17 protein-coding genes and 1 other RNA gene are annotated in these 19,131 nt (G+C 65.8%); 10 read left to right on the top strand and 8 right to left on the bottom strand.

Annotated elements, in window-relative coordinates; translation table 11 throughout:
* The 3 genes from ACCQ08_RS17745 to ACCQ08_RS17735 all read left to right on the top strand — a co-directional run bounded on the left by ACCQ08_RS17745 (position 1) and on the right by ACCQ08_RS17735 (position 3,819).
* Positions 1-1,581 carry a sensor histidine kinase gene (locus tag ACCQ08_RS17745; RefSeq protein ID WP_373450543.1) on the top strand — a complete coding sequence of 527 codons (1,581 nt, stop codon included), beginning with the start codon at positions 1-3 and terminating at the stop codon, positions 1,579-1,581.
* 198 nt (positions 1,582-1,779) lie between these two features.
* Positions 1,780-2,262 carry a tripartite tricarboxylate transporter TctB family protein gene (locus ACCQ08_RS17740; RefSeq protein WP_373450542.1) on the top strand — a complete coding sequence of 161 codons (483 nt, stop codon included), beginning with the start codon at positions 1,780-1,782 and terminating at the stop codon, positions 2,260-2,262.
* 3 nt (positions 2,263-2,265) lie between these two features.
* Positions 2,266-3,819, top strand: coding sequence for a tripartite tricarboxylate transporter permease (locus tag ACCQ08_RS17735; RefSeq protein WP_373450541.1), 1,554 nt, complete (start codon positions 2,266-2,268; stop codon positions 3,817-3,819).
* A gap of 64 nt (positions 3,820-3,883) precedes the next feature.
* Here the strand turns inward: ACCQ08_RS17735 and putP are convergent, their stop codons facing one another.
* Complete coding sequence (gene putP / locus ACCQ08_RS17730) at positions 3,884-5,383, bottom strand: sodium/proline symporter PutP (protein ID WP_373450540.1); 1,500 nt, start codon at positions 5,381-5,383, stop codon at positions 3,884-3,886.
* A 282-nt stretch (positions 5,384-5,665) separates the two neighbouring features.
* Positions 5,666-6,583 (bottom strand): cysteine synthase A, encoded by a 918-nt coding sequence (cysK, locus tag ACCQ08_RS17725; RefSeq protein WP_239810649.1) that lies wholly within the window; start codon positions 6,581-6,583, stop codon positions 5,666-5,668.
* A 201-nt stretch (positions 6,584-6,784) separates the two neighbouring features.
* Here cysK and ACCQ08_RS17720 point away from each other — a divergent pair, with 201 nt between their 5' ends.
* A complete protein-coding gene (locus ACCQ08_RS17720) occupies positions 6,785-6,955 on the top strand; it encodes a hypothetical protein (RefSeq protein ID WP_239810650.1) in 171 nt (56 codons plus the stop codon).
* A gap of 33 nt (positions 6,956-6,988) precedes the next feature.
* On the opposite strand, the gene ACCQ08_RS17715 is transcribed toward ACCQ08_RS17720, so the two are convergent.
* Entirely contained in the window at positions 6,989-7,891 is a 903-nt protein-coding gene (locus tag ACCQ08_RS17715) for a DMT family transporter (protein ID WP_239810651.1), read from the bottom strand.
* A 127-nt stretch (positions 7,892-8,018) separates the two neighbouring features.
* Between ACCQ08_RS17715 and ACCQ08_RS17710 the strand changes: the two genes are divergently transcribed.
* Together ACCQ08_RS17710 and rnpB are read left to right on the top strand one after the other, a co-directional pair.
* Entirely contained in the window at positions 8,019-8,816 is a 798-nt protein-coding gene (locus ACCQ08_RS17710) for a helix-turn-helix transcriptional regulator (protein ID WP_373450539.1), read from the top strand.
* 91 nt (positions 8,817-8,907) lie between these two features.
* An RNA gene (gene rnpB, locus ACCQ08_RS17705) (RNase P RNA component class A) lies at positions 8,908-9,247 on the top strand.
* A 53-nt stretch (positions 9,248-9,300) separates the two neighbouring features.
* Here the strand turns inward: rnpB and ACCQ08_RS17700 are convergent.
* The 3 genes from ACCQ08_RS17700 to dapF all read right to left on the bottom strand — a co-directional run bounded on the left by ACCQ08_RS17700 (position 9,301) and on the right by dapF (position 11,865).
* A complete protein-coding gene (locus ACCQ08_RS17700) occupies positions 9,301-10,230 on the bottom strand; it encodes a tyrosine recombinase XerC (protein WP_373450538.1) in 930 nt (309 codons plus the stop codon).
* 4 nt (positions 10,231-10,234) lie between these two features.
* Positions 10,235-10,927: a DUF484 family protein gene (locus ACCQ08_RS17695; RefSeq protein ID WP_312417456.1), complete on the bottom strand. Its 693-nt coding sequence runs from the start codon at positions 10,925-10,927 to the stop codon at positions 10,235-10,237.
* Between the two features lie 65 nt (positions 10,928-10,992).
* Positions 10,993-11,865, bottom strand: a complete 873-nt coding sequence (dapF, locus tag ACCQ08_RS17690; protein WP_239810655.1) for a diaminopimelate epimerase — start codon at positions 11,863-11,865, stop codon at positions 10,993-10,995.
* 166 nt (positions 11,866-12,031) lie between these two features.
* On the opposite strand from dapF, the gene ACCQ08_RS17685 reads away from it, so the two are divergent.
* A complete protein-coding gene (locus ACCQ08_RS17685) occupies positions 12,032-13,729 on the top strand; it encodes an MBL fold metallo-hydrolase (protein ID WP_373450537.1) in 1,698 nt (565 codons plus the stop codon).
* A 28-nt stretch (positions 13,730-13,757) separates the two neighbouring features.
* Here ACCQ08_RS17685 and pssA read toward each other — a convergent pair whose 3' ends face one another.
* The gene (gene pssA / locus ACCQ08_RS17680) at positions 13,758-14,381 is read right to left on the bottom strand and encodes a CDP-diacylglycerol--serine O-phosphatidyltransferase (protein ID WP_373450536.1); all 624 of its coding nucleotides are present in this window, start codon (positions 14,379-14,381) and stop codon (positions 13,758-13,760) included.
* Between the two features lie 213 nt (positions 14,382-14,594).
* Here pssA and ACCQ08_RS17675 point away from each other — a divergent pair, with 213 nt between their 5' ends.
* The 3 genes from ACCQ08_RS17675 to ACCQ08_RS17665 are packed head-to-tail and all read left to right on the top strand — an operon-like array spanning position 14,595 to position 17,952.
* Positions 14,595-15,971 (top strand): aspartate aminotransferase family protein, encoded by a 1,377-nt coding sequence (locus ACCQ08_RS17675; protein ID WP_239810658.1) that lies wholly within the window; start codon positions 14,595-14,597, stop codon positions 15,969-15,971.
* Between the two features lie 2 nt (positions 15,972-15,973).
* Positions 15,974-17,041: a GNAT family N-acetyltransferase gene (locus ACCQ08_RS17670; RefSeq protein WP_373450535.1), complete on the top strand. Its 1,068-nt coding sequence runs from the start codon at positions 15,974-15,976 to the stop codon at positions 17,039-17,041.
* Entirely contained in the window at positions 17,038-17,952 is a 915-nt protein-coding gene (locus tag ACCQ08_RS17665) for a hypothetical protein (RefSeq protein WP_373450534.1), read from the top strand. Before ACCQ08_RS17670 ends, ACCQ08_RS17665 begins: the two co-directional genes overlap by 4 nt.
* On the opposite strand, the gene ACCQ08_RS17660 is transcribed toward ACCQ08_RS17665, so the two are convergent.
* A complete protein-coding gene (locus ACCQ08_RS17660; protein WP_373450533.1) occupies positions 17,882-19,120 on the bottom strand; it encodes a DegT/DnrJ/EryC1/StrS family aminotransferase in 1,239 nt (412 codons plus the stop codon). The two genes, ACCQ08_RS17665 and ACCQ08_RS17660, sit on opposite strands and share 71 nt — an antisense overlap.
* Positions 19,121-19,131: the final 11 nt, after the last annotated feature.

The raw sequence follows: 19,131 nt of genomic DNA, 5'->3' as shown, positions 1-19,131 counted from the left end.
ATGCGCCCGCGCCTGCGCTCCTCCAACGGCCTGCGTCTGCGCCTGCTGTGGGTGCTGGTGCCCGTGCTGATGGGCCTGCTGGTGCTCGACAGCTGGCGCGACAGCGTCAGCCTGGCGCGCGAGCTGGAGCGGGCCTATGACCAGAGCCTGCTGGAGCCGGCCCAGGCGCTGTCGGACAACCTGCGCTGGGATGCGGAAGGCCAACTGAGCCTGGATGAGCCCTTGCACATCATCTCGATGTTCGAGGTGCTCAGCAGCCGGCGCAAGTTCTTGCGCGTGCAGCTGCAGACGCCCGACGGCACGCAGCAGCGCCTGCTGTTGGGTGCCGCCGAGTTCCCCGAGCCCGCGCATGACCCGGCCTACCCCAGCCGCCCCTTTCGCGCTGCCGACGATGGCACGCGGGTGTCGTATGCCGCCGAGGTGGACCACCAGCCGGTGCGGGTGCTGGCGCTGCTGCGGGTACTGCACGACCAGTCGGGCCAGGAGTGGCGCGTGCTGATCCAGACCGCACAGACCAGCGCCGGCATCGAGCGCACGGTGCGCAGCCTGATGTGGGACAGCCTGCTGCGCGATGGCCGCACCTTGCTCGTCCTGGTGCTGGTGGTGTGGCTGGGTGTGGCCTGGGGCCTGCGGCCGCTCCAGGCGCTGCGCCGGGCGGTGCAGCAGCGCCGCAGCGACGACCTGCAGCCGCTGGCCACCGAGGCTGTGCCCGGCGAGGTGCGGCCCCTGGTCGATGCGATGAACCTGCACCTGGCGCAGCAGCGCGATGCACTGGCCCAGCAGCGCCAGTTTCTGGCCGATGCCTCGCACCAGCTGCGCACGCCCTTGGCTATTCTTAGCACGCAGGCCGGCTATGCGCTGCGTGAGACCGACCCCGACGCCGTGCAGGCCACGTTGCGCAGCATGCTGCAGCAGCTGCAGCGGGGCCGCCGCGTGTCCGAACAGTTGCTGGCGCTGGCCCATGCCAGCCAGCCGGCATCTCCCCAGGCGCTGGACGGCGCGGTCTGCGACGCCAATGCGGTCGCGCGCGAGGTGGTACTGGCCTACCTGCCACTGGCGCTCGACAAGCAGCAGGACCTGGGATGGACCGATGTACGCGGCCAGGATTTTGAGGGCGATGCCGAAGGCGAGACCGACCCGGGCGCGGCGATGGCTGCACCGGTGCAGGCGGCCGCCACCGCCGTCTATGAGCTGCTGGCCAACCTGGTGCACAACGCGATTGCCTACACACCTGCCGGGGGCCGCATCAATGTGTCGGTGCAGCGCGAGGGTGCCTGGGTGGAGATCCGTGTGCAGGACAACGGCCCCGGCATTGCGCCCGAGGACCGCGAGCGCGCCTTTGCGCGCTTCAGCCGCTTGCAGGCCGATACGGCGTTGGCGCCGGGAGGATCGGGCCTGGGACTGGCCATCGCCCGGGCGTATGTGCAGCGCTTCCATGGCGACTTGCTGCTGCAAGATGGCGATGCCAGCGATGCCAGCGATGCCAGCGATGCCAGCGATGCCAGCGATGCCAGCGATGGCGCGGCTGGCCGGGGGCTCACCGCGCTGGTGCGCCTGCCGCTGGCTCCCGATCCGGCCTGAGCGCACTGTCCTTTGGGGGACTGTTTTCGCTAAGTAGATTTACGTATTTTGAGGCGCTGCCCGGCGTTTGGCAGCTGTTTGGCAGCTTCGTTTTCTAGACTTTCCGCGCAAGTTGTAAGAAAAGGAGACGAATATGGGTCAACACAGGTCCACCCTTGCGGGTGTGCAGGGGCGCCGGGCGCCCGCCAAGGAGCGGCCATGAGCACCGGCGGCAAGAGCTACAACAAGGATTACTACGGCGGCGCGCTGATGGTCCTGATCGGTGGCAGCGCTGCCTATGCGGCACAAGGCTACAACATCGGCTCGCTGGCCCACATGGGGCCGGGCTACTTCCCATTTGCGGTCGGCGTACTGCTGGCGCTGACGGGCGTGCTGATCGCGCTGAACGCCAAGAAAAAAGGCCCCGGTGACGATGCGGCACTGGTCGGACACAAGCACGAGATTCCGGATTTCCGGGGCGCTGCCTGCATCATTCTGGGCACCATTGCCTTCTACTTCTGTGGCGAATACCTGGGCCTGCTGCCGGCGACCTTTGCCATCGTGTTCATCTGCGCCCTGGGTGACCGCAGCAACAGCGTGATGGCCTGCTTTGTGCTGGCCATGTCGATGATGATCGTCGCCGTGTTGATTTTCTGGTGGGCGCTGCAGGTGCAGATGCCGCTGGTCAGGTGGGGGATGTAAGCCATGGGACAAGCACTGCAAGACCTTTGGTACGGCTTTGGCATCGCCTTCCAGGGCCATAACCTGATGTGGTCATTCTTCGGCGTGCTGGTGGGCAACCTGATCGGCGTGTTGCCGGGCATGGGCGCGCTGTCGGCGATCTCGATTCTGCTGCCACTGACCTACACCATGCATCCGGTGCCTGCGATCCTGATGCTGGCCGGTATCTTCTATGGTTCGCAGTACGGTGGCGCCATTGGCGCGATCTTGCTGAACCTGCCATCGCACCCGCCACATGCCGTGACCTGCCTGGACGGCTACCCGATGACCAAGAAGGGCAAGGGCGGAACCGCGCTCGGCATCACGATGATCTGCTCGTTCTTTGCCGCGTCGGTCGGCATCATCGTGATGATCTTCGCCTCGCCGCTGCTGACCACGATCGCGTTCAAGTTCGGCCCCGCCGAGCTGTTCTCCATCATGCTGCTGGGCCTGCTCGCGGGCTCGACGATGTCGCGCGGCTCGCCGCTCAAGGGTGTGGCGATGACCTTGTTCGGCCTGCTCTGCGGCGTGGTCGGTACCGACGTGAACAGCGGCACCTTCCGCTTCGCGTTCGACCTGCCTGATCTGAGCGATGGCCTGGAGATGGTGGCCGTGGCGATGGGCTTGTTCGGTATTGCCGACTTGCTGCTCAACGTCAACAAGATGAAGGCGATCACCAGCAACACCAAGATGCGCATCCGTGACATGCGGCCCTCGATGGCCGAGCTCAAGGAGGCGTTCTGGCCGATGGTGCGCGGCACCACGGTGGGCACCCTGTTTGGCGCTATGCCCGGCACCGGTCCGACCATCACCACCTTCATTGCCTACGCGCTGGAGCAAAAGGTGGCCAAGGACCCGAGCCGTTTTGGTACCGGCATGATCGCTGGCGTCGCAGCCCCCGAGGCCTCGGCGCACTCGAAGACCCAGGTGGACTTCATCCCGACGATGAGTCTGGGCATCCCTGGCGACGCCGTGATGGCGCTGCTGCTGGGCGCGCTGCTGATCCAGGGCATCCAGCCCGGCCCGCAGCTGATCACCGAGCATCCGGACATTTTCTGGGGCCTGATCGCCAGCTTCTGGATTGGCAATGTGATCCTGATGATTCTGAACGTGCCGCTGATCGGTGTCTGGGTCAAGATGCTGGCCGTGCCTTACAAGTACCTGTTCCCTTCAGCAATGTTCTTCATTGCGGTCGGGGTATTCACCACGCAGAACAGCCTGTTCCATATCTGGGAGGTGCTGGCCTTCGGCATCATCGGTGCGGTGTTGATGGTGCTGGACTTCTCGGTGGCGCCGATCATGCTGGGCTTTGTGCTCGGCCCGATGATGGAAGAGAACTTCCGCCGCGCGCTGCTGCTGTCCCGGGGTGACATGATGGTCTTCATGCAGCGCCCGATCAGCGCCACCTTTGTCTGCATCAGCGTCTTCCTGCTGGCTGCCGTGACCTGGTCGACCTGGCGCAAGCGCTCCAGCGTGGGCAAGGTGGCGCAGGCCATCGCGCAAGAGACCTCTGGGGCGGGCGTCGTGGCGGCCAAGTAAGCCTCTGCTGCCCCTGCAAAAACCGCTCTCAGGAGCGGTTTTTGCATTTTTACGCTGGCGGAAATCAGCGCTGCAGTTGGGAGAATTCGCGCTCCACATCGGCATGGGCCCGCTGCATTGTGGCCGACGGTGGCGGCCCCATGCGGCTCACGGCTACGGCGGCGATCCATGCAAACACAAAGCCCGGGATGATCTCGTACAGACCCAGCCAGCCAAGCTGCTTCCAGACCAGCACGGTGACAGCGCCAACGATGATGCCGGCCAGTGCGCCGCCTCGCGTCATGCGGCCCCAGAACAGCGACAGGATGATGACCGGACCAAAGGCCGCACCAAACCCCGCCCAGGCATAGCTCACCATGCCCAGCACCTTGGCTTCCGGATTGCTGGCGATGGCAATGGCAATCAGCGCCACGAGCAGCACCATCGCGCGGCCTACCCAGACCAGCTCGCTCTGGCTGGCCTGCTTGCGCAGGAACACGCGGTAGATGTCTTCGGTCAGCGCGCTGGAGCAGACCAGCAACTGGCAGGACAGGGTGCTCATCACCGCAGCCAGAATGGCGGCCAGCAGCGCACCCGCAATCCAGGGGTTGAACAGCTGCTTGGTGATCTCCATGAACACGGTCTCGGCATTGGCGTTCACGGCGGCTGCACCTTCAGGGTGGGCCGCGAAGTACGGAATGCCGATAAAGCCCACGGCCACCGCACCGCCCAGGCACAGCACCATCCAAGTCATGCTGATGCGGCGCGCCGCCGGAATGGTCTGCACCGACGAGGCGGCCATGAAACGCACGAGGATGTGCGGCTGGCCAAAGTAGCCCAGGCCCCAGGCCAGCAGCGATACGATGCCCGCAACACTGGCACCGCGCAGCAGGTCGAACTTCTCGGCGCTGACGATGGCATGCAGATCCTGCCCCGGCTGCAGCTGGCCCTGCACCGCCAGCCAGGCGATCACCGGTGCCAGCAGCAGCGCGGTGATCATCAGCGAGGCCTGGATGGTGTCGGTCCAGCTCACCGCCAGAAAGCCGCCAATCAGCACATAGGCGATGGTGCAGGCAGCACCCACCCACAGCGCGGTGGTGTAGGGCATGCCGAACATGTTCTCGAACAGGCGCGCGCCTGCCACGACACCAGAGGCGCAGTACAGGGTGAAGAACACCAGGATCACCAGCGCGGTGACGATGCGAAGCACATTGCTGCGGTCCTCGAAACGGTTGGCCAGGTAGTCCGGCAAGGTCAATGCATTGCCGGCGCGCTCGGTATAGAGGCGCAGGCGCCCCGCCACAAAGAACCAGTTGAGGTAGGCGCCGAAAATCAGGCCGACGGCTATCCAGGACTCGGACAGCCCGGTGGCATAGATGGCGCCTGGCAGGCCCATCAGCAGCCAGCCGCTCATGTCGGACGCGCCCGCCGACAGCGCCGTGACAAAACTGCCCAGGCTGCGGCCGCCGAGGATGTAGTCGGACAGGTTCTTGGTGCCCAGGTAACCGAGCCAGCCGATGGCGAGCATGGCCACCAGGTAGATGGCGAACATGATCGCCGTGGGATCGTTCCAGGAAAATTGCATCACTGAGCCTCCAAGGTGTTTTGGTATTTCGGGTTTGAAGAGCGAGCGCGTTTCTTGGCGAAAAGCCGGGTCCGCCGGTGCCATGGGCTTGGAATGCTCCCCAGACGGAGGCCGTCAAAGGAAGTCGCCACGGGCCTGGGCTGGTCAACGCGCCCGGCCTGCAATATGGCACGGTTGCCCGGTGAAATTAACCCGGGTTATCTATTTTGATGTGACGATAGGTAAGAAAAAGCCCCTGGCTGGCAGGCCAGGGGCTGACGGCGAAGCAGGCGCCGTGGGAGATCAGGCCGGCAGGAAGCCGTCCACCGACAGGTAGCGTTCGCCGGTGTCATAGGCGAAGCCCAGCACCTTGGCGTTGGGCGGCAGATCGGGCAGTTTCTGCGCGATGGCAGCCAGGGTGGCGCCCGACGAGATGCCGACCAGCAGGCCTTCTTCGCGCGCCGCGCGGCGTGCGTATTCACGGGCGGGCTCGGCATCGACCTGGATCACGCCGTCGAGTACGCTGGTGTCGAGGTTGCGCGGGATAAAGCCGGCGCCAATGCCCTGGATCGGGTGCGGAGCAGGTTGGCCGCCGGAGATGACGGGCGAGGCGGTGGGCTCGACCGCATAGACCTTGAGCTGGGGGAACTTGGCCTTGAGCACATGGGCCACGCCCGAGAGGTGGCCGCCGGTACCGACGCCGGTGATCAGCACATCCAGGCCATCGGGGAAATCGGCCAGCACTTCCTGCGCGGTGGTGCGCTCATGCACGGCGGTATTGGCGGGGTTCTCGAACTGCTGCGGGATCCAGGAGCCAGGGGTCTGCGCGGCCAGTTCCTCGGCGCGGGCGATGGCGCCCTTCATGCCCTTTTCCTTGGGAGTCAGGTCAAAGCTGGCGCCATAGGCCAGCATCAGGCGGCGGCGCTCGATGGACATGCTCTCGGGCATCACCAGGATGAGCTTGTAGCCCTTGACCGCGGCGACCAGCGCCAGGCCCACGCCGGTGTTGCCGCTGGTGGGCTCGATTATGGTGCCGCCGGGCTTGAGCGCGCCGGACTTCTCGGCATCTTCGATCATCGCCAGCGCGATGCGGTCCTTGATGGAGCCGCCCGGATTGCTGCGTTCGGACTTGATCCAGACCTGGGCGCCAGCGCCGAACAAACGGTTGATACGGACCACCGGCGTATTGCCGATGGTGTGCAGAATATTCTCAACTTTCATGGTGCCTCCAGCAGATCAGGATGAACAAGGGGGTGGAAATTGCCGAACCATTGTGACGCAGTTGATCATTCCATCTGGAATATCAATATGCCTAGGATGTTTCTTAGCGTCGCCGGCTGCATTCCTTGACGGGCATCAATACCGCATCCGGCCGTCGGGGCGAAGATGCCTCTGCATGTCATCGCTGTGCAAGGAGGCGGTTTGCTGAGTTTCAACACCACCCTGGTCTTACTGGCCATCTGCTGCGTCAGCCTGTTGCTGGGTTTTTCCTGGCGCGACAAAGGCTGGGCGCCGTGGCTGATGCTGGTATCGGTCTGCGGCCTGCTGGCGCTGATGGCCAGGATCATCTACGACCTGCTGGCGATGGGCTGAGCAGACCCTGGTTCGCCACCAGGTTCCCTGGCGTCAGGCCGCTGTGCTGGCGCGCGGTTTGGCGCGGCGCAGCGGCGTCTTCCACAGCTCGGCCAGCAGCACACCCAGGATGGTCATCGCGCCGCCGATCCACAGGTAGCTGTGCAACTGCTCCTTGGCCCAGGCCGAGGCGATCAGCGCGGTCAGCAACGGGGTCAGGTTGAAGAACATGATCGAGCGGCTGGGCCCGAGCTTGGCGACGGCCGTCATCCACATCCAGGTGGCCACGATGGACGCCATCGTGCCGGCATAGGCAACCAGGTACCAGTTATCGGCATGGAGGCCGACCTTGGGCGAGGCCAGGTAGAACGGCAGCTGCGCGACCATGGCCACCACCATCTGCAGGTAGAGCAACTGCCAGCTGGGCACGCGCGGCATGGCCCAGCGCTTGAGCAGGATGTTGTAGGCCGCATAGGCCAGGCAGGCCAGCAGCATCAGCAGATCGCCCCGGTTGATGCCCTGGTCCAGCAAGGACCCGGGGTGGCCTTCGCTGATCACCAGCACCACACCGGCAAAGGCCAGCACCGAGCCGAGGGCGCCACCGGCCGTCAGCACCTGGCCGAGCAGGCCCACGCAGATGCCCAGCACCACCAAGGGCGACAGGGTCAGGATGATGCCCATGTGCGTGGCGGTGGTGTAGGCGGCGGCAAAGTACGCGCAGCTTTGGTAGACCACCATGCCGAGTACGCCCAGCACCAGGATCTGGCCGGCATGGCCCCGGATGGCCTCGCGGTTGCGCCAGACTGCCGGCAGCAGCACGGGGGTGACCAGCAGCACCGCCAGCACCCAGCGCAGAAAGCCGATTTCAATCGGCGCAATGGCGCCAGCGGCCTGTTTGCTGACAACGGTGTTGCCCGACCAGATCAAGACCGCCAGCAGCGGATACAGGTATTGCATATCTCAAGCATTCAAAAACATCTGGCTGCTATCATCGCCGTGGCGGGTTTAAAGCCTATAGCTGCAATCAGACATTTAAAGCACCAAGCCAGACATATTGCGCGGTGCGGCAGGCAAGGAGGCCGCGATGGCGACAGGCCAGGCACTGAAAATTTACGACGTGGATGCCGAGACGGCGCCCTATCTGGTGCGCTACGACGAGTTTGCCGCCGGCAGTTTTGCAGATGCGCACAGCCACCGGCCCGGCCACCTGAACTACACATCGCATGGCACGATGACCATCGTCACCCAGGGGCGGAGCCTGGTGGCACCGCCGCAGTACGGCATCTGGATTCCGCCGGCGGTGGAGCACAACTGCTATGTGCCGCAGGCGGCCGTCTACCGCTCGTTTTATGTGCAGCCGGCGCTGTGCACAGGCCTTCCCGAGCAGGCCTGCATCATCCGCATCAGCGCCATTGCACGCAGCATCCTCGCCGATCTGGCACAGCGCGACATACGCCGGCCATCAACGGCCGAGGACCTGCGCCTGGCCGAGGTCATGGTGGACCAGCTGCGGCTGGCGCCGCCCGAGCACAGCTTTCTGCCATCGGCCCAGTCCAAGGCGCTGGTGGCCGTGCTCGATGCCCTCAAGGCCGAGCCTGGCAGCCGCCGCACGATGGCCGATTGGGCGGCTTCAGTGCATATGACCGAGCGGACCTTGGCGCGCCACTGCCACCATGAGCTGGGCATGGGCCTGGCCGAATGGCGCCAGCGCCTGCGCCACCTCTGCGCGGTGGATGCGCTGGGCCAGGGCCGGACGGTGCAGGAGATCGCCTTTGACCTGGGCTACAGCACGGCCTCAGCTTTTATCGCGATGTTCCAGCGCGCTGCGGGCATGCCGCCCGAGCAGTTCCGGCGCGAGTTCGGCAGCGCGGTGGCCGAATAGGGCGGCGGTTGGCCGTTTATCCTGGCAGCGGCCTGCAGTTTTTGCCCGGCTGGCGCGGGCGGCTGCCATTCGGTGGAATAATCATGCCTGTGAAGCCTGCCAGACCGCCGCTGGTGCTAGTGCCGAAAGGCCGCACTGGAGGAATGTCCGGACTGCACAGGACAGCGTAGCAGCTAACGGCTGCCCACCGTGAGGTGAGGATCAGAGCAACAGAGACGAGTCCGGGGGGCGTACCGCAAGGTAAACCACCCGGGGTGAAACGGGCAATCTCTACGCGCAGCAATACCAAGTAGGCCAGCGTTGATGTGGTTCCGCAGAGTTGGCGGGTAGGTAGCGTCGAGCCGTGGTGGTGACACCCGGCCCAGAGTAATGGCGGTCACGCCTGGGGCAACCCGGGTGCACAGAATCCGGCTTATCGGCAGACTTCACACCTGATCGCGCACAGCGGCCACCGATGCCCATCGGTGGCCGTTTTGCTTTCCGCTCAGTCCTTTTTGCGGGCGCGCGGATGGGCCTGGTCGTAGACCTGGGCCAAGTGCTGAAAATCGAGCCGGGTGTAGACCTGGGTGGTGGTGATGCTGGCGTGTCCCAGCAACTCCTGCACCGCGCGCAAATCCTGGCTGGACTGCAGCACATGGCTGGCAAAGGAATGGCGCAGTATGTGCGGGTGCACCGGCGTGGTCATGCCGGCGACCAGGCTGCGCTCGCGCAGGCGCTGCCAGACGCTGGCGGCCGACAGGCGGGCGCCGCGCACACCGATGAACAGCGCGGCATCGCAGGGCGCGACCTGGTCACGCACGGCCAGCCAGGCCTGCAGCGCCACCAGCGCCGCCTTGCCCACAGGCACCACACGGCGCTTGCTGCCCTTGCCCAGCACATGGGCCTCGGCTGCCTCCATATCGATCCAGCCCAGCGCCTGCACGCTGGCAGCGGTATCCAGGCCCACGAGCTCGCCCACGCGCAGGCCGCTGCCATACATCAGCTCGACCATGGCACTGTCGCGGGTCTGCACCCAGGGGTCGCCCTGCGCATGGCTGGCTTCGGAAAAGCGCACCGCATCGTCGACGGACAAGGCCTTGGGCAAGGGCTTCGGAGATTTAGGGGCGCGCACATCCTGCACCGGGTTGCGCTCGACCAGGCCTTCGCGGCCAGCCCAGTTGAAAAAGCCGCGCCAGCCGCTCAGGATCAGCGCAATGCCACGGCCACTGCGGCCTGCGGCATGCATCTGCGCGACAAAGCGGCGGATATGCTGGGGCCCCAGTTGCAGTACCTCGGTGTGGGCCTCGGCGGCCATGGCCGACAGGCGCTGCAAATCCAGCGTGTAGAGCGTGTGTGTGCGCGGCGCCAGCCGCTTTTGCACGCGCACATGCTCCAGGTACTGGAGCATAGGGGTGCTGAGCACGGCGCTGTCCATGGGCCTAGCGCAGGCGGCAGAGCACGCTGGCGGCAATCTCGCCCATGCGCTCGAGCAGATCGGTGTCCATGTCGGCCTGGAAGCGGGCCGGATCGGGAGAGCCCAGCACCAGCAGGCCCCAGGCGGGGGTGTCACCCAGGATGGCGCCGTCGCGCAGCGGCAGCAGCACCACCGACTGCACCTGCGCGCTGTCGGGCAGCCAGCCGGCCGGCTCGACGCCGACATTGGGGCCGCAGTAGGGGGTGGACAGCGAGCTCGCAAAGCTGCGCGCATCGGCGCTCACGCCCTGGGCGAAGGGCTCGTTCAGGTAGGTTTCGGCCACATCCCAGAGCCGCAGCGCGACCTGGGGCACCTCGAAGTGCTGCATCAGGCTGTCGGCAATCACCTCGGGCAGCTGCAGCGGGTTGCGGGTCTTGACGACATCGCAGGTCCAGTGGTGGATGCGGTCAATCGTGTGGTGGTTCTGGCTGCCGTTGCGCATCATGTCCATGATGCGGTGCTCCAGGCCCTTGATCTTGTCGCGCAGCATCTCGGCCTGGCGCTCCTGCAGGCTGACGGTGCGGTTGCCGTAGGGGCTGACCATGTGCACGCCGGTCAGCACCTGGGCCTGGCGCTCGAAGAAATCCGGTGTCTGCACCAGGAACTCGGCGATGTCTTCTTCGGTAATGGGGGGAACCTGGTTGTTGTTTGCGCTCATCGGTCTCTCTCGTATCGGCTGCTCGCCGTCTCCTCAATCGGTAGCCGCAAGGTGCAGCGCCGTGCCTAGTCCGGAATGCGGATCTCACCTTCGAACACGGTCGTGGCCGGGCCGGTCATCATCACCGGGTCGGCGGCCTGGCCGCTCCAGGCGATGGTCAGCAGGCCGCCCCGGGTCTGCACATCCACCGGGCTTTGCAGCAGGCCCAGCTCGATGCCGGCCACCACCGCCGCGCAGGCGCCGGTACCGCAGGCCAGGGTCTCGCCGGTGCCGCGCTCAAACACCCGCAGCCGCACCTGGTGCGCCGTCTGCACCTGCAGAAAGCCGACATTCACGCGTTCGGGAAAACGGGGATGGGACTCCAGCACGGGGCCCTGGGAGGCGACCGGCGCAGTGTCCACATCGTCGACCAGCATCACCGCATGCGGGTTGCCCATGGACACCGGTACGACGAACACGGTGGTGGGATCGGCCGGCACTTGCAGCGCCAGCGGCCATTTCTGGGTGTGGTGCTGGGCCACCGGCGTGAGGCCGCTGGTGTTGAAGGGCACGTCTTCGGGCACTAGGCGGGGCTGGCCCATGTTGACGGTGACGCGGCCATCCGCCATCAGCTCGGGGGCGATCACGCCTTTTTGGGTCTGAACCCGGATCGCGCGCTTGTCGGTCAGGCCCTTGTCATAGACAAAACGTGCAAAACAGCGCGCGCCGTTGCCACATTGCTCCACCTCGCCGCCATCGGCGTTGTGGATGATGTATTCAAAATCCACCCCAGGAGCGGGCGACGGCCGCACCGTCAGGATCTGGTCGGCACCAACGCCAAAATGGCGGTCGGCCAGAAAGCGGTACTGGTCGGCACGCAAACCCAGCGGGCCGGCGGTCTCGTCGAGCACGACAAAATCATTGCCGGCGCCTTGCATCTTGGTAAAACGGATGTCCATCTGCGTATTATCGCTTTTTGGGCCCGGCCGGCTGCACTGCGGGACAGAGGGCCTCATTACCCGCACCGCGCCCCGAGGTTGTAGATGCGGACAGTCTGGGGCAATGCCGTCCTTGCCGGCCCTGCGCGTGACACGGGCCAGCCATGCAAGTGTTGATAATGGGCCCATGACCCGTACCAGCCAGCTTCTCCATGTGCAACGCGAGCCCGCACCGGCCCGCGCAGCCGCCACGGCCCTGTTCTTGCGCGATGCGCCCGATCCTGACGCGGGGCCCGGCGCCACCCGGCTGGAGGTGCTGATGTCGCGCCGCTCCGACCAGGCGCGCTTTGCCGCCGGGCACTATGTCTTCCCCGGAGGGGCTGTGGATGCCAGCGATGCCCAGCACCACGACCTGTTGGCGCGCCGCACGGCGCAAACCACCGAGGAGCTGACCTACGCCCAGGCCGCCATCCGCGAGAGCATGGAGGAGATGGGCGTGCTGTTGGCCCGCCACGCCGATGGCCGCTGGGCCAGCCAGGCCGAGGTGGCCAGCATTGACCGCAGCCAGCCTCTGCTGCCGCAGTGCGCGGCGCTGGGCTTGACCTTGGCCGCCGATGTGTTGTGGCCGTTGGCACGCTGGACGGCGGCGCAGGAAATACCGATCCGCTTTGACGTGCCTTTTTTGGTGGCGCGCATGCCGCAGGGGCAGGAAGCGGTGACCGATGACACCGAACAGTTCGAGCCGCTGTGGGTGCACCCCGCGCAGGCCTTGCAGCGCGCGGCCGACGGGCAGATGACGGTGATGTTCCCCACCCGGGTCACGCTGGAGCGCCTGGCCGCCTACCCCACGGTGCAGGCGCTGCTCGATGTGCTGCAGGCGCTGCAGCAGGTGCAGCCCGGCCAATGGCTCTGGCAGTCGATGCCGCGGGGCGCGGTGGTGAACGGCGAGGTGCGCCGATTCATGGAGCATGAGACCGCCTATGGCGAGCTGGCCCTGGTCTGCCCCGATGGCCAGCTGCACCATGCGCTGGGCTGGCAGAGCGCACAGCCGGTGCCGTTGCTCAAGAACGTGCAGCGCCTGACGGCCGACAACGGCGGCACGATGACCGGCCCCGGCACCAACACCTACCTGGTCGGAGACGCCGAGACAGGCTATATCGTCATCGACCCCGGCCCCAGGCCGCAGCCGCAGGACGACCCGCACCTGAGCCGCATCATGGCCGCCACCGGTGGCGATATCCGCGCCATCGTCTGCACCCATTCGCACGCCGACCATTCACCCGGTGCAGCACCGCTGCAGGCGCTGGTCGCCCAGGCAGGCCGCAGCAAGCCGCTGATCTGGGGCCTGTCGTCTGCCTGCACGGCGCGCGCGGGCAGCCAGTTCACGCCCGACCAGGAACTTCAGGACGGTCAGGTGCTGCGATTGGCGCACCCGGGCGATCCCGCAGGCAGCCACAGCCTGCGCGTGGTGCACACGCCCGGCCATGCGGCCAACCATGTCTGTCTGGTGCTGGAAGAGGACGGCCTGCTGTTCAGCGGCGACCATATATTGAACGGCAGCACCACCGTGGTGGATCCGCCGGATGGCAACATGCGCCTGTACCTGGCCTCGCTGGCCAAGCTGGCCCAGGTATGTGAACAGGGGGAGATCGGCTTCATCCTGCCGGCCCATGGCTATGTGCTGGCCCAGCCGCTGCAGGTGATTGCCAAGCTGCAGGCACACCGCATGGCGCGCGAGGAGAAGGTCCGCCAGGCCATGGCGCAAGCGCCCGATGGCACGCCGGAGGACTGGGTGGCAATCGCCTATGCCGACACGCCCGAGCGGCTGTGGCCGGTGGCCAAGCGGTCACTGCTGGCCCACGTAGAGCATATTCGCGGGATGTGATCGGGCCGTGGGCGCGAGGCCCAGGCTCTTAAAGCTTGGGGATCTTGATGCGGCTGATCATCAACGAGCCCGACACTGCAAACAGCAGCACCAGCGGGTGCAAGGTGAAGCCGCCGATCAGTACCATGCCGAACCACAGATCGGCCCGCACCGCATTCATGGCGGCGGCCAGTGCCAGCAGCGCGACCAGCACGATCGACGTGGGGATGGGGGTGCCTTCAAAGTACTTCACCTTGCCCGAGGGACCCTCCGACAGGGACTCTGCCGTGACGTTGTAGCGCGCCAGGCGCGAGACGCCGCAGGCCACAAAGTAGCCCAGCACGATGCGGTCCCACATGCCTTGCATGCCGCAGGCATAGGCAATGATGGCAGGTGCCACACCGAAGGAGATCACATCGGCCAGCGAATCGAGCTCGCGGCCCATCGCCGATGATTTTTGCCGCCAGCGTGCAATGCGGCCATCAAAGATATCGAAGATCAGCGCGGCCAGCACCAGGGCGGCGGCAAAGTAGATATGCCGGCGGTCCGAGGTTTCCAGAAAGGTCATCGCCGAGAACAGTGCGCCTACGCCGCAGACGGCATTGCCCAGGGTGAACCAGTCTGCGAGGTGGAACTCGCGAATCATCGAAAAGCGTTTGTGTGGACTATTCATGGAAGATGGTGTCTGCGGCTCAAATGCACGGGCCGCCTCTGGGGGGCGCCCTGGTTGCCGACCATGGTACACCCTGTATGGGCCAGCGCCAAACCAGGCAGCCGCCATGCTCCATCAAGCGGGCAAGATCTCCATCAATCCTACAAACAATGTAGGCGGAGCCACAACATTGCAGGGCCAGACTGGCGGCACTCAAAACTGGAGCCCTCCGCCGTGACTTTCAATACCGAACAACTGCTGGCTGATGAAGCCCAATACTGCTCTTTTGGCGACACCGTTCACTACGTCAATCCCCCCAAGATCTTCAGCGGCTGCGAGGGCAGCTACATGTATGACCAGGAAGGCACGCCTTACCTGGATCTGCAGATGTGGTATTCGGCCGTGAACTTCGGCTACAAGAACAAGCGCCTCGAAGACAAGATGATCGAGCAGCTGCGCGAGCTGCCGCAAGTGGCCAGCCAGTACCTGCACCCGACGAAGATCGAGCTGGCCAAGTTCATTGCGCAGGATGCCGAGAAGAAATGGGGCATGCCAGGCCGCGTGCACTTCAACGTGGGCGGCGCCCAGGCGATTGAAGACTCGCTCAAGGTGGTGCGCAATGCCACCCATGGCAAAAGCCTGATGTTCGCGTTTGAAGGCGGCTACCACGGCCGTACCCTGGGTGCCTCGAGCATCACCTCCAGCTACCGCTACCGCCGCCGCTTCGGCCATTTCAGTGACCGCGCGCAGTTCATTCCCTTCCCGTACCCTTTCCGCCGCCCCAAGGGCATGACTGCAGAAGAGTATGCGGATTCCATCGTGCAGGAGTTTGCGCGCAAGTTCGAGAACGAGTACCACGCCGTCTGGGATCCCAAGACCCAGCAGTGCGAGTACGCGGCCTTCTACATCGAGCCGATCCAGGGCACGGGCGGCTATGTGGTGCCACCGCCCAATTTCTTCAAAGGCCTGAAGAAGGTGCTCGACGACCATGGCGTGCTGATGGTGGTCGACGAAATCCAGATGGGCTTCTGGCGCACCGGCACCCTGTGGTCGGTGGAGAACTTCGGCGTCAAGCCCGATGTGCTGGTGTTCGCCAAGGCGCTGACCAATGGCCTGAACGCGCTGTCCGGTCTGTGGGCCCGTGAGGAGCTGATCAACCCCACGGTGTTCCCGCCAGGCTCGACCCACTCGACCTTTGCTTCCAACCCGCTGGGCACGGCGCTGGGCCTGGAAGTGATGAAGATGACCCACGAGATGGACTTTGGCCGCCAGGTGCGCGAGTCGGGTGCCTATTTCCTCGATGGTCTGCAACAGCTGCAAAAGCGCCATCCGGAAATCGGCGATGTCGATGGCATGGGCCTGGCGCTGCGCGCCGAGATCTGCACGGCCGATGGCTTTACCCCCAACAAGGCGCTGCTGGACAAGATGGTCGACCTGGGCCTGGAAGCCAAGCTCACGTACCAGGGCCAAAAACGGGGCCTGGTGCTCGACGTGGGCGGCTACTACAAGAACGTGATCACCTTCGCGCCGTCGCTGATGATCAGCCGCAGCGAGATCGATGAAGCGCTGGTGCTGCTCGACCAGCTGATCACCCTGGCCAAGGCGTCCTGAACTTGAGTGAATCCTTGCGCCCCTCGCGCAACCAGTTGGAGCCCTCTGCGCTGATCCGGCAGTTTGCCGCGCATCCGCCCGAGGGCTTTGCGGTGTTTTCGGACCGGCCGTTCCCGGCCTTTCGCGCGCCCTTTGACCTGCTGACCACGGCTGACGAGGCCGTCAAGCGCTGGGTGCTGCAGCTGCCCGGCGGGGCCTGGCTGGCGCAGCGCTTGCGGCTGCGCACCGATTTTGTCGGCTCCACCTTGAGCGAGTACCTGGTGCTGCCCCCGGATGTGGCGATGGACAAGCTGGCCAGCCAGCTGTGCCGCTACGCCGGCCGCTGCATGCTGACCATTGTCAAGGACCTGCCGCAGGCATCGCCGCTGCTGCCGCCGGCCGACAATGCCGATGCCCATCGCTTGGCCCAGGCGCTGCAGCACGAAGGCTTCATCCTGGTGGAAGGCCAGGCGCTGGCCTATGTGCCTATCGATTTCGACAGCATTGACGGCTACCTGGCGCGGCTGTCCAAAAACAGGCGCTCCGACCTGCGCCGCAAGCTCAAGAGCCGCAGCCAGCTGCAGATCCGGCGCATTCCCACCGGCCCGGCCTTTGCCGACGAGGCCCTGGTCGATGCCTACTATGCGCTGTTCGAGGCCGTGTATGCACAAAGCGAGCTGCATTTTGACAAGCTCAGCCGCAGCTTTTTTGCCGCAGTGCTGCGCGATGCCGCCAACCAGGGCCTGGTGTTTGAGTACCGCGATGTGCAGGATGGCAGCTTGCTGGGCTGGAACCTGTGCTTTGCGCATGATGGGCGGCTGGTCGACAAATACATCGGCCTGTCCTACCCGCGTGCGCGCCAGACCAACCTGTACTTCGTCAGCTGGATCGTGAACCTGGAATATGCGCTGGAATGCGGGCTGTCACACTATGTGGCCGGCTGGACCGATCCCGAAGTCAAGGCGCAACTGGGCGCCAGCTTCACTTTTACCCAGCATGCGGTCTATATCCGCAACCCGCTGCTACGGGCCTTGGGGCGGCGGTTTTCCCGGCATTTTGAAAGTGACCGCGCATGGCAGGAACAGCGATGACCCCGTTGGTGCTGGATGTCGATGGCTCCGTCGGCCCGTTGGCGGGTGAGCTGCGCCTGGCGCTGGGCGACTGGCAGGAGGCGATCCGCTTTGGCGCATCGCTGGGCCGCTACCAGCAGTTCCGCCGCCATCTGCAGGCCCAGCTGCCGCCGCAGCATGGCACGGCCTGGATGGGCAGTGGCGATTTTCACCACCTGTCCTGGCTGCTGATCGAGCACTGCATCGCCCGCCAGCGCTTCAGCCCCGCGCGCCCGTTGCGGGTGGTGGTGCTGGACAACCATCCGGACAACATGCGCTTTCCCTGGGGTGTGCATTGCGGCTCCTGGGTGCGGCGCATCGCCATGCATCCGGCGGTATCGCATGTGCATGTCGCGGGCATCACCTCGCCCGATATTGGCGCCGGCCATGCCTGGGAGAACTACCTGCGTCCGCTGCATGCCGGCAAGCTCAGCTACTGGAGCTGCGGCGTGGACACCGGTTGGGCGCGGCGCCTGGGCATGTCGGCCGCCTTTCGGGCTTTTCCCGGCATCGATGCCTTGGCCGATGCCCTGACCGCCACCCTGGCCAGCGAGCGCCAAAGCACCTACCTCAGCATCGACAAGGATGTGTTTACCACGGACGTGGTCACCACGAACTGGGACCAAGGCCAGATGCGCGAGGCGCAGGCGATGGGCATCATCGCGGCCTTGGGCGGCCAGCTGGTGGGCAGCGACATCACCGGCGATGTCTCGTCCTGGCAATACAGCACCTGGTGGAAGCGCTGGCTCAGTGCGGGTGACGGCCAGGACACGGCCATCGATGCCCCGGCGCTGGCGCAGGCACAGGCGGGCCAGCATGCGCTCAACCAGCGGCTGATGGCGGCATTGTCTGCCGCAACGCATCCAGCAACTGGCCAAACAACGCATCACTGAGCCAGGCGCTGTTGCTGATGGCCAGCAGGCGCTGTGCCCAATCGCGGGCCTGCGGCACCGGGTCATCCATCGCCTCGCCCAGGACGGGCGCATAGCGCTCGTAGTCGGGCAGCACCCGGCTGAAGGGCAGTGACAGCCCCCAGCCGCTGGCCCAGTGCGCCCGCATCAGCGCATCGCGCTGGGCGGCACTGGGCAAGCGCAGCAGAATCACCGGCCAGATGCCTTGCGCCTGGGGCGGGGAGTCCTCCACCACCTCCAGACCGGGCAGCGTGCGCAGCTGGGCGATGCGCTGCTGCGCCTGCTGCTGCGCCTGCGCCCAGTGCGCATCCAGCCGGGCCAGCGCACGCAGGCCAACGCGCTGGCGCCAGGCGCCCAGGCTGTGCTGCGGGATGTGGCTGCCGAAGTCATCGCCAGCGGCTGTCACCCAGTCGCCCCGCGCCAGGCTGCGGCGCAGCGGTGCGCCGTAGACCCGGTCGAGCAGCGCCGGGCGGAAGGCTGCGGCATAGCCGAGCAGCTCCAGGCTGCGGCGCAGCTCCCAGGCCAGGTGGGGGCGTATTGATGCCTGGTGCTGTGCTCGCAGCGCCGCCATCAGCGCCGGGTCGCGGGCCAGCAGCACGCCGCCTTCGTAGGTGCTCAGGCCCTTGCCCACTGCCAGGCTGAACAGCGCGATGTCGCCCTGCAGGCCCACGCTGCGGCCGTGCACCCGGGCGCCCAGGGCCTGGGCGGCGTCCTCGATCACATAGGCGCCGCAGGCCTGGGCGCGGGGCAGCAGCCGGGCGACATCGGCCACACGGCCGCCCAGGTGGGTGGGCACCAGTGCGAGGGTGCGGTGGCTGAGCAGCGCATCGAGCGCATCGCCATCCATGTCCAGGCAGTCAGGTGACAGATCGCAGAGCCGCAGCTGCAGGCCACACTGCGCAACGGCCAGCGCCACCAGCGGGCAGGTGTAGGCGGGCACCACCACCTCGCAGCGATCGGGAGCCAGCTGCTGCAGCGTGCGCAGTGCCAGCACCAGCGCGGAGGTGCCCGAGCACTCCAGCAGCACCTCGTCCACTTCCAGCCAGGCGGCCAGCGCCCGGTCCAGGCGCTTGTCTCCCCAGGGGCGCAGATCGGCGCAGCGCAGCGCCAAGCCTGCGGTGGGAGGCACGGAGATGCGGCGCACAGTCATCGGCGGTGGCC

The sequence above is a fragment of the Comamonas sp. SY3 genome, from assembly GCF_041730275.1.
Taxonomy (GTDB): domain Bacteria; phylum Pseudomonadota; class Gammaproteobacteria; order Burkholderiales; family Burkholderiaceae_C; genus Comamonas; species Comamonas sediminis.
The sequence above is the reverse complement of the archived record's forward strand: the minus strand, read 5'-3'. Positions and strand labels throughout refer to the sequence as shown.

Coding starts and splice junctions, on each gene's coding strand:
- ACCQ08_RS17685 (WP_373450537.1), top strand. CDS start 12,032: ATGACCCGTACCAGCCAGCTTCTCCATGTGCAACGCGAGCCCGCACCG.
- ACCQ08_RS17700 (WP_373450538.1), bottom strand. CDS start 10,230: ATGGACAGCGCCGTGCTCAGCACCCCTATGCTCCAGTACCTGGAGCAT.
- ACCQ08_RS17660 (WP_373450533.1), bottom strand. CDS start 19,120: ATGACTGTGCGCCGCATCTCCGTGCCTCCCACCGCAGGCTTGGCGCTG.
- ACCQ08_RS17745 (WP_373450543.1), top strand. CDS start 1: ATGCGCCCGCGCCTGCGCTCCTCCAACGGCCTGCGTCTGCGCCTGCTG.
- dapF (WP_239810655.1), bottom strand. CDS start 11,865: ATGGACATCCGTTTTACCAAGATGCAAGGCGCCGGCAATGATTTTGTC.
- ACCQ08_RS17715 (WP_239810651.1), bottom strand. CDS start 7,891: ATGCAATACCTGTATCCGCTGCTGGCGGTCTTGATCTGGTCGGGCAAC.
- pssA (WP_373450536.1), bottom strand. CDS start 14,381: ATGAATAGTCCACACAAACGCTTTTCGATGATTCGCGAGTTCCACCTC.
- ACCQ08_RS17735 (WP_373450541.1), top strand. CDS start 2,266: ATGGGACAAGCACTGCAAGACCTTTGGTACGGCTTTGGCATCGCCTTC.
- cysK (WP_239810649.1), bottom strand. CDS start 6,583: ATGAAAGTTGAGAATATTCTGCACACCATCGGCAATACGCCGGTGGTC.
- ACCQ08_RS17665 (WP_373450534.1), top strand. CDS start 17,038: ATGACCCCGTTGGTGCTGGATGTCGATGGCTCCGTCGGCCCGTTGGCG.
- putP (WP_373450540.1), bottom strand. CDS start 5,383: ATGCAATTTTCCTGGAACGATCCCACGGCGATCATGTTCGCCATCTAC.
- ACCQ08_RS17710 (WP_373450539.1), top strand. CDS start 8,019: ATGGCGACAGGCCAGGCACTGAAAATTTACGACGTGGATGCCGAGACG.
- ACCQ08_RS17695 (WP_312417456.1), bottom strand. CDS start 10,927: ATGAGCGCAAACAACAACCAGGTTCCCCCCATTACCGAAGAAGACATC.
- ACCQ08_RS17740 (WP_373450542.1), top strand. CDS start 1,780: ATGAGCACCGGCGGCAAGAGCTACAACAAGGATTACTACGGCGGCGCG.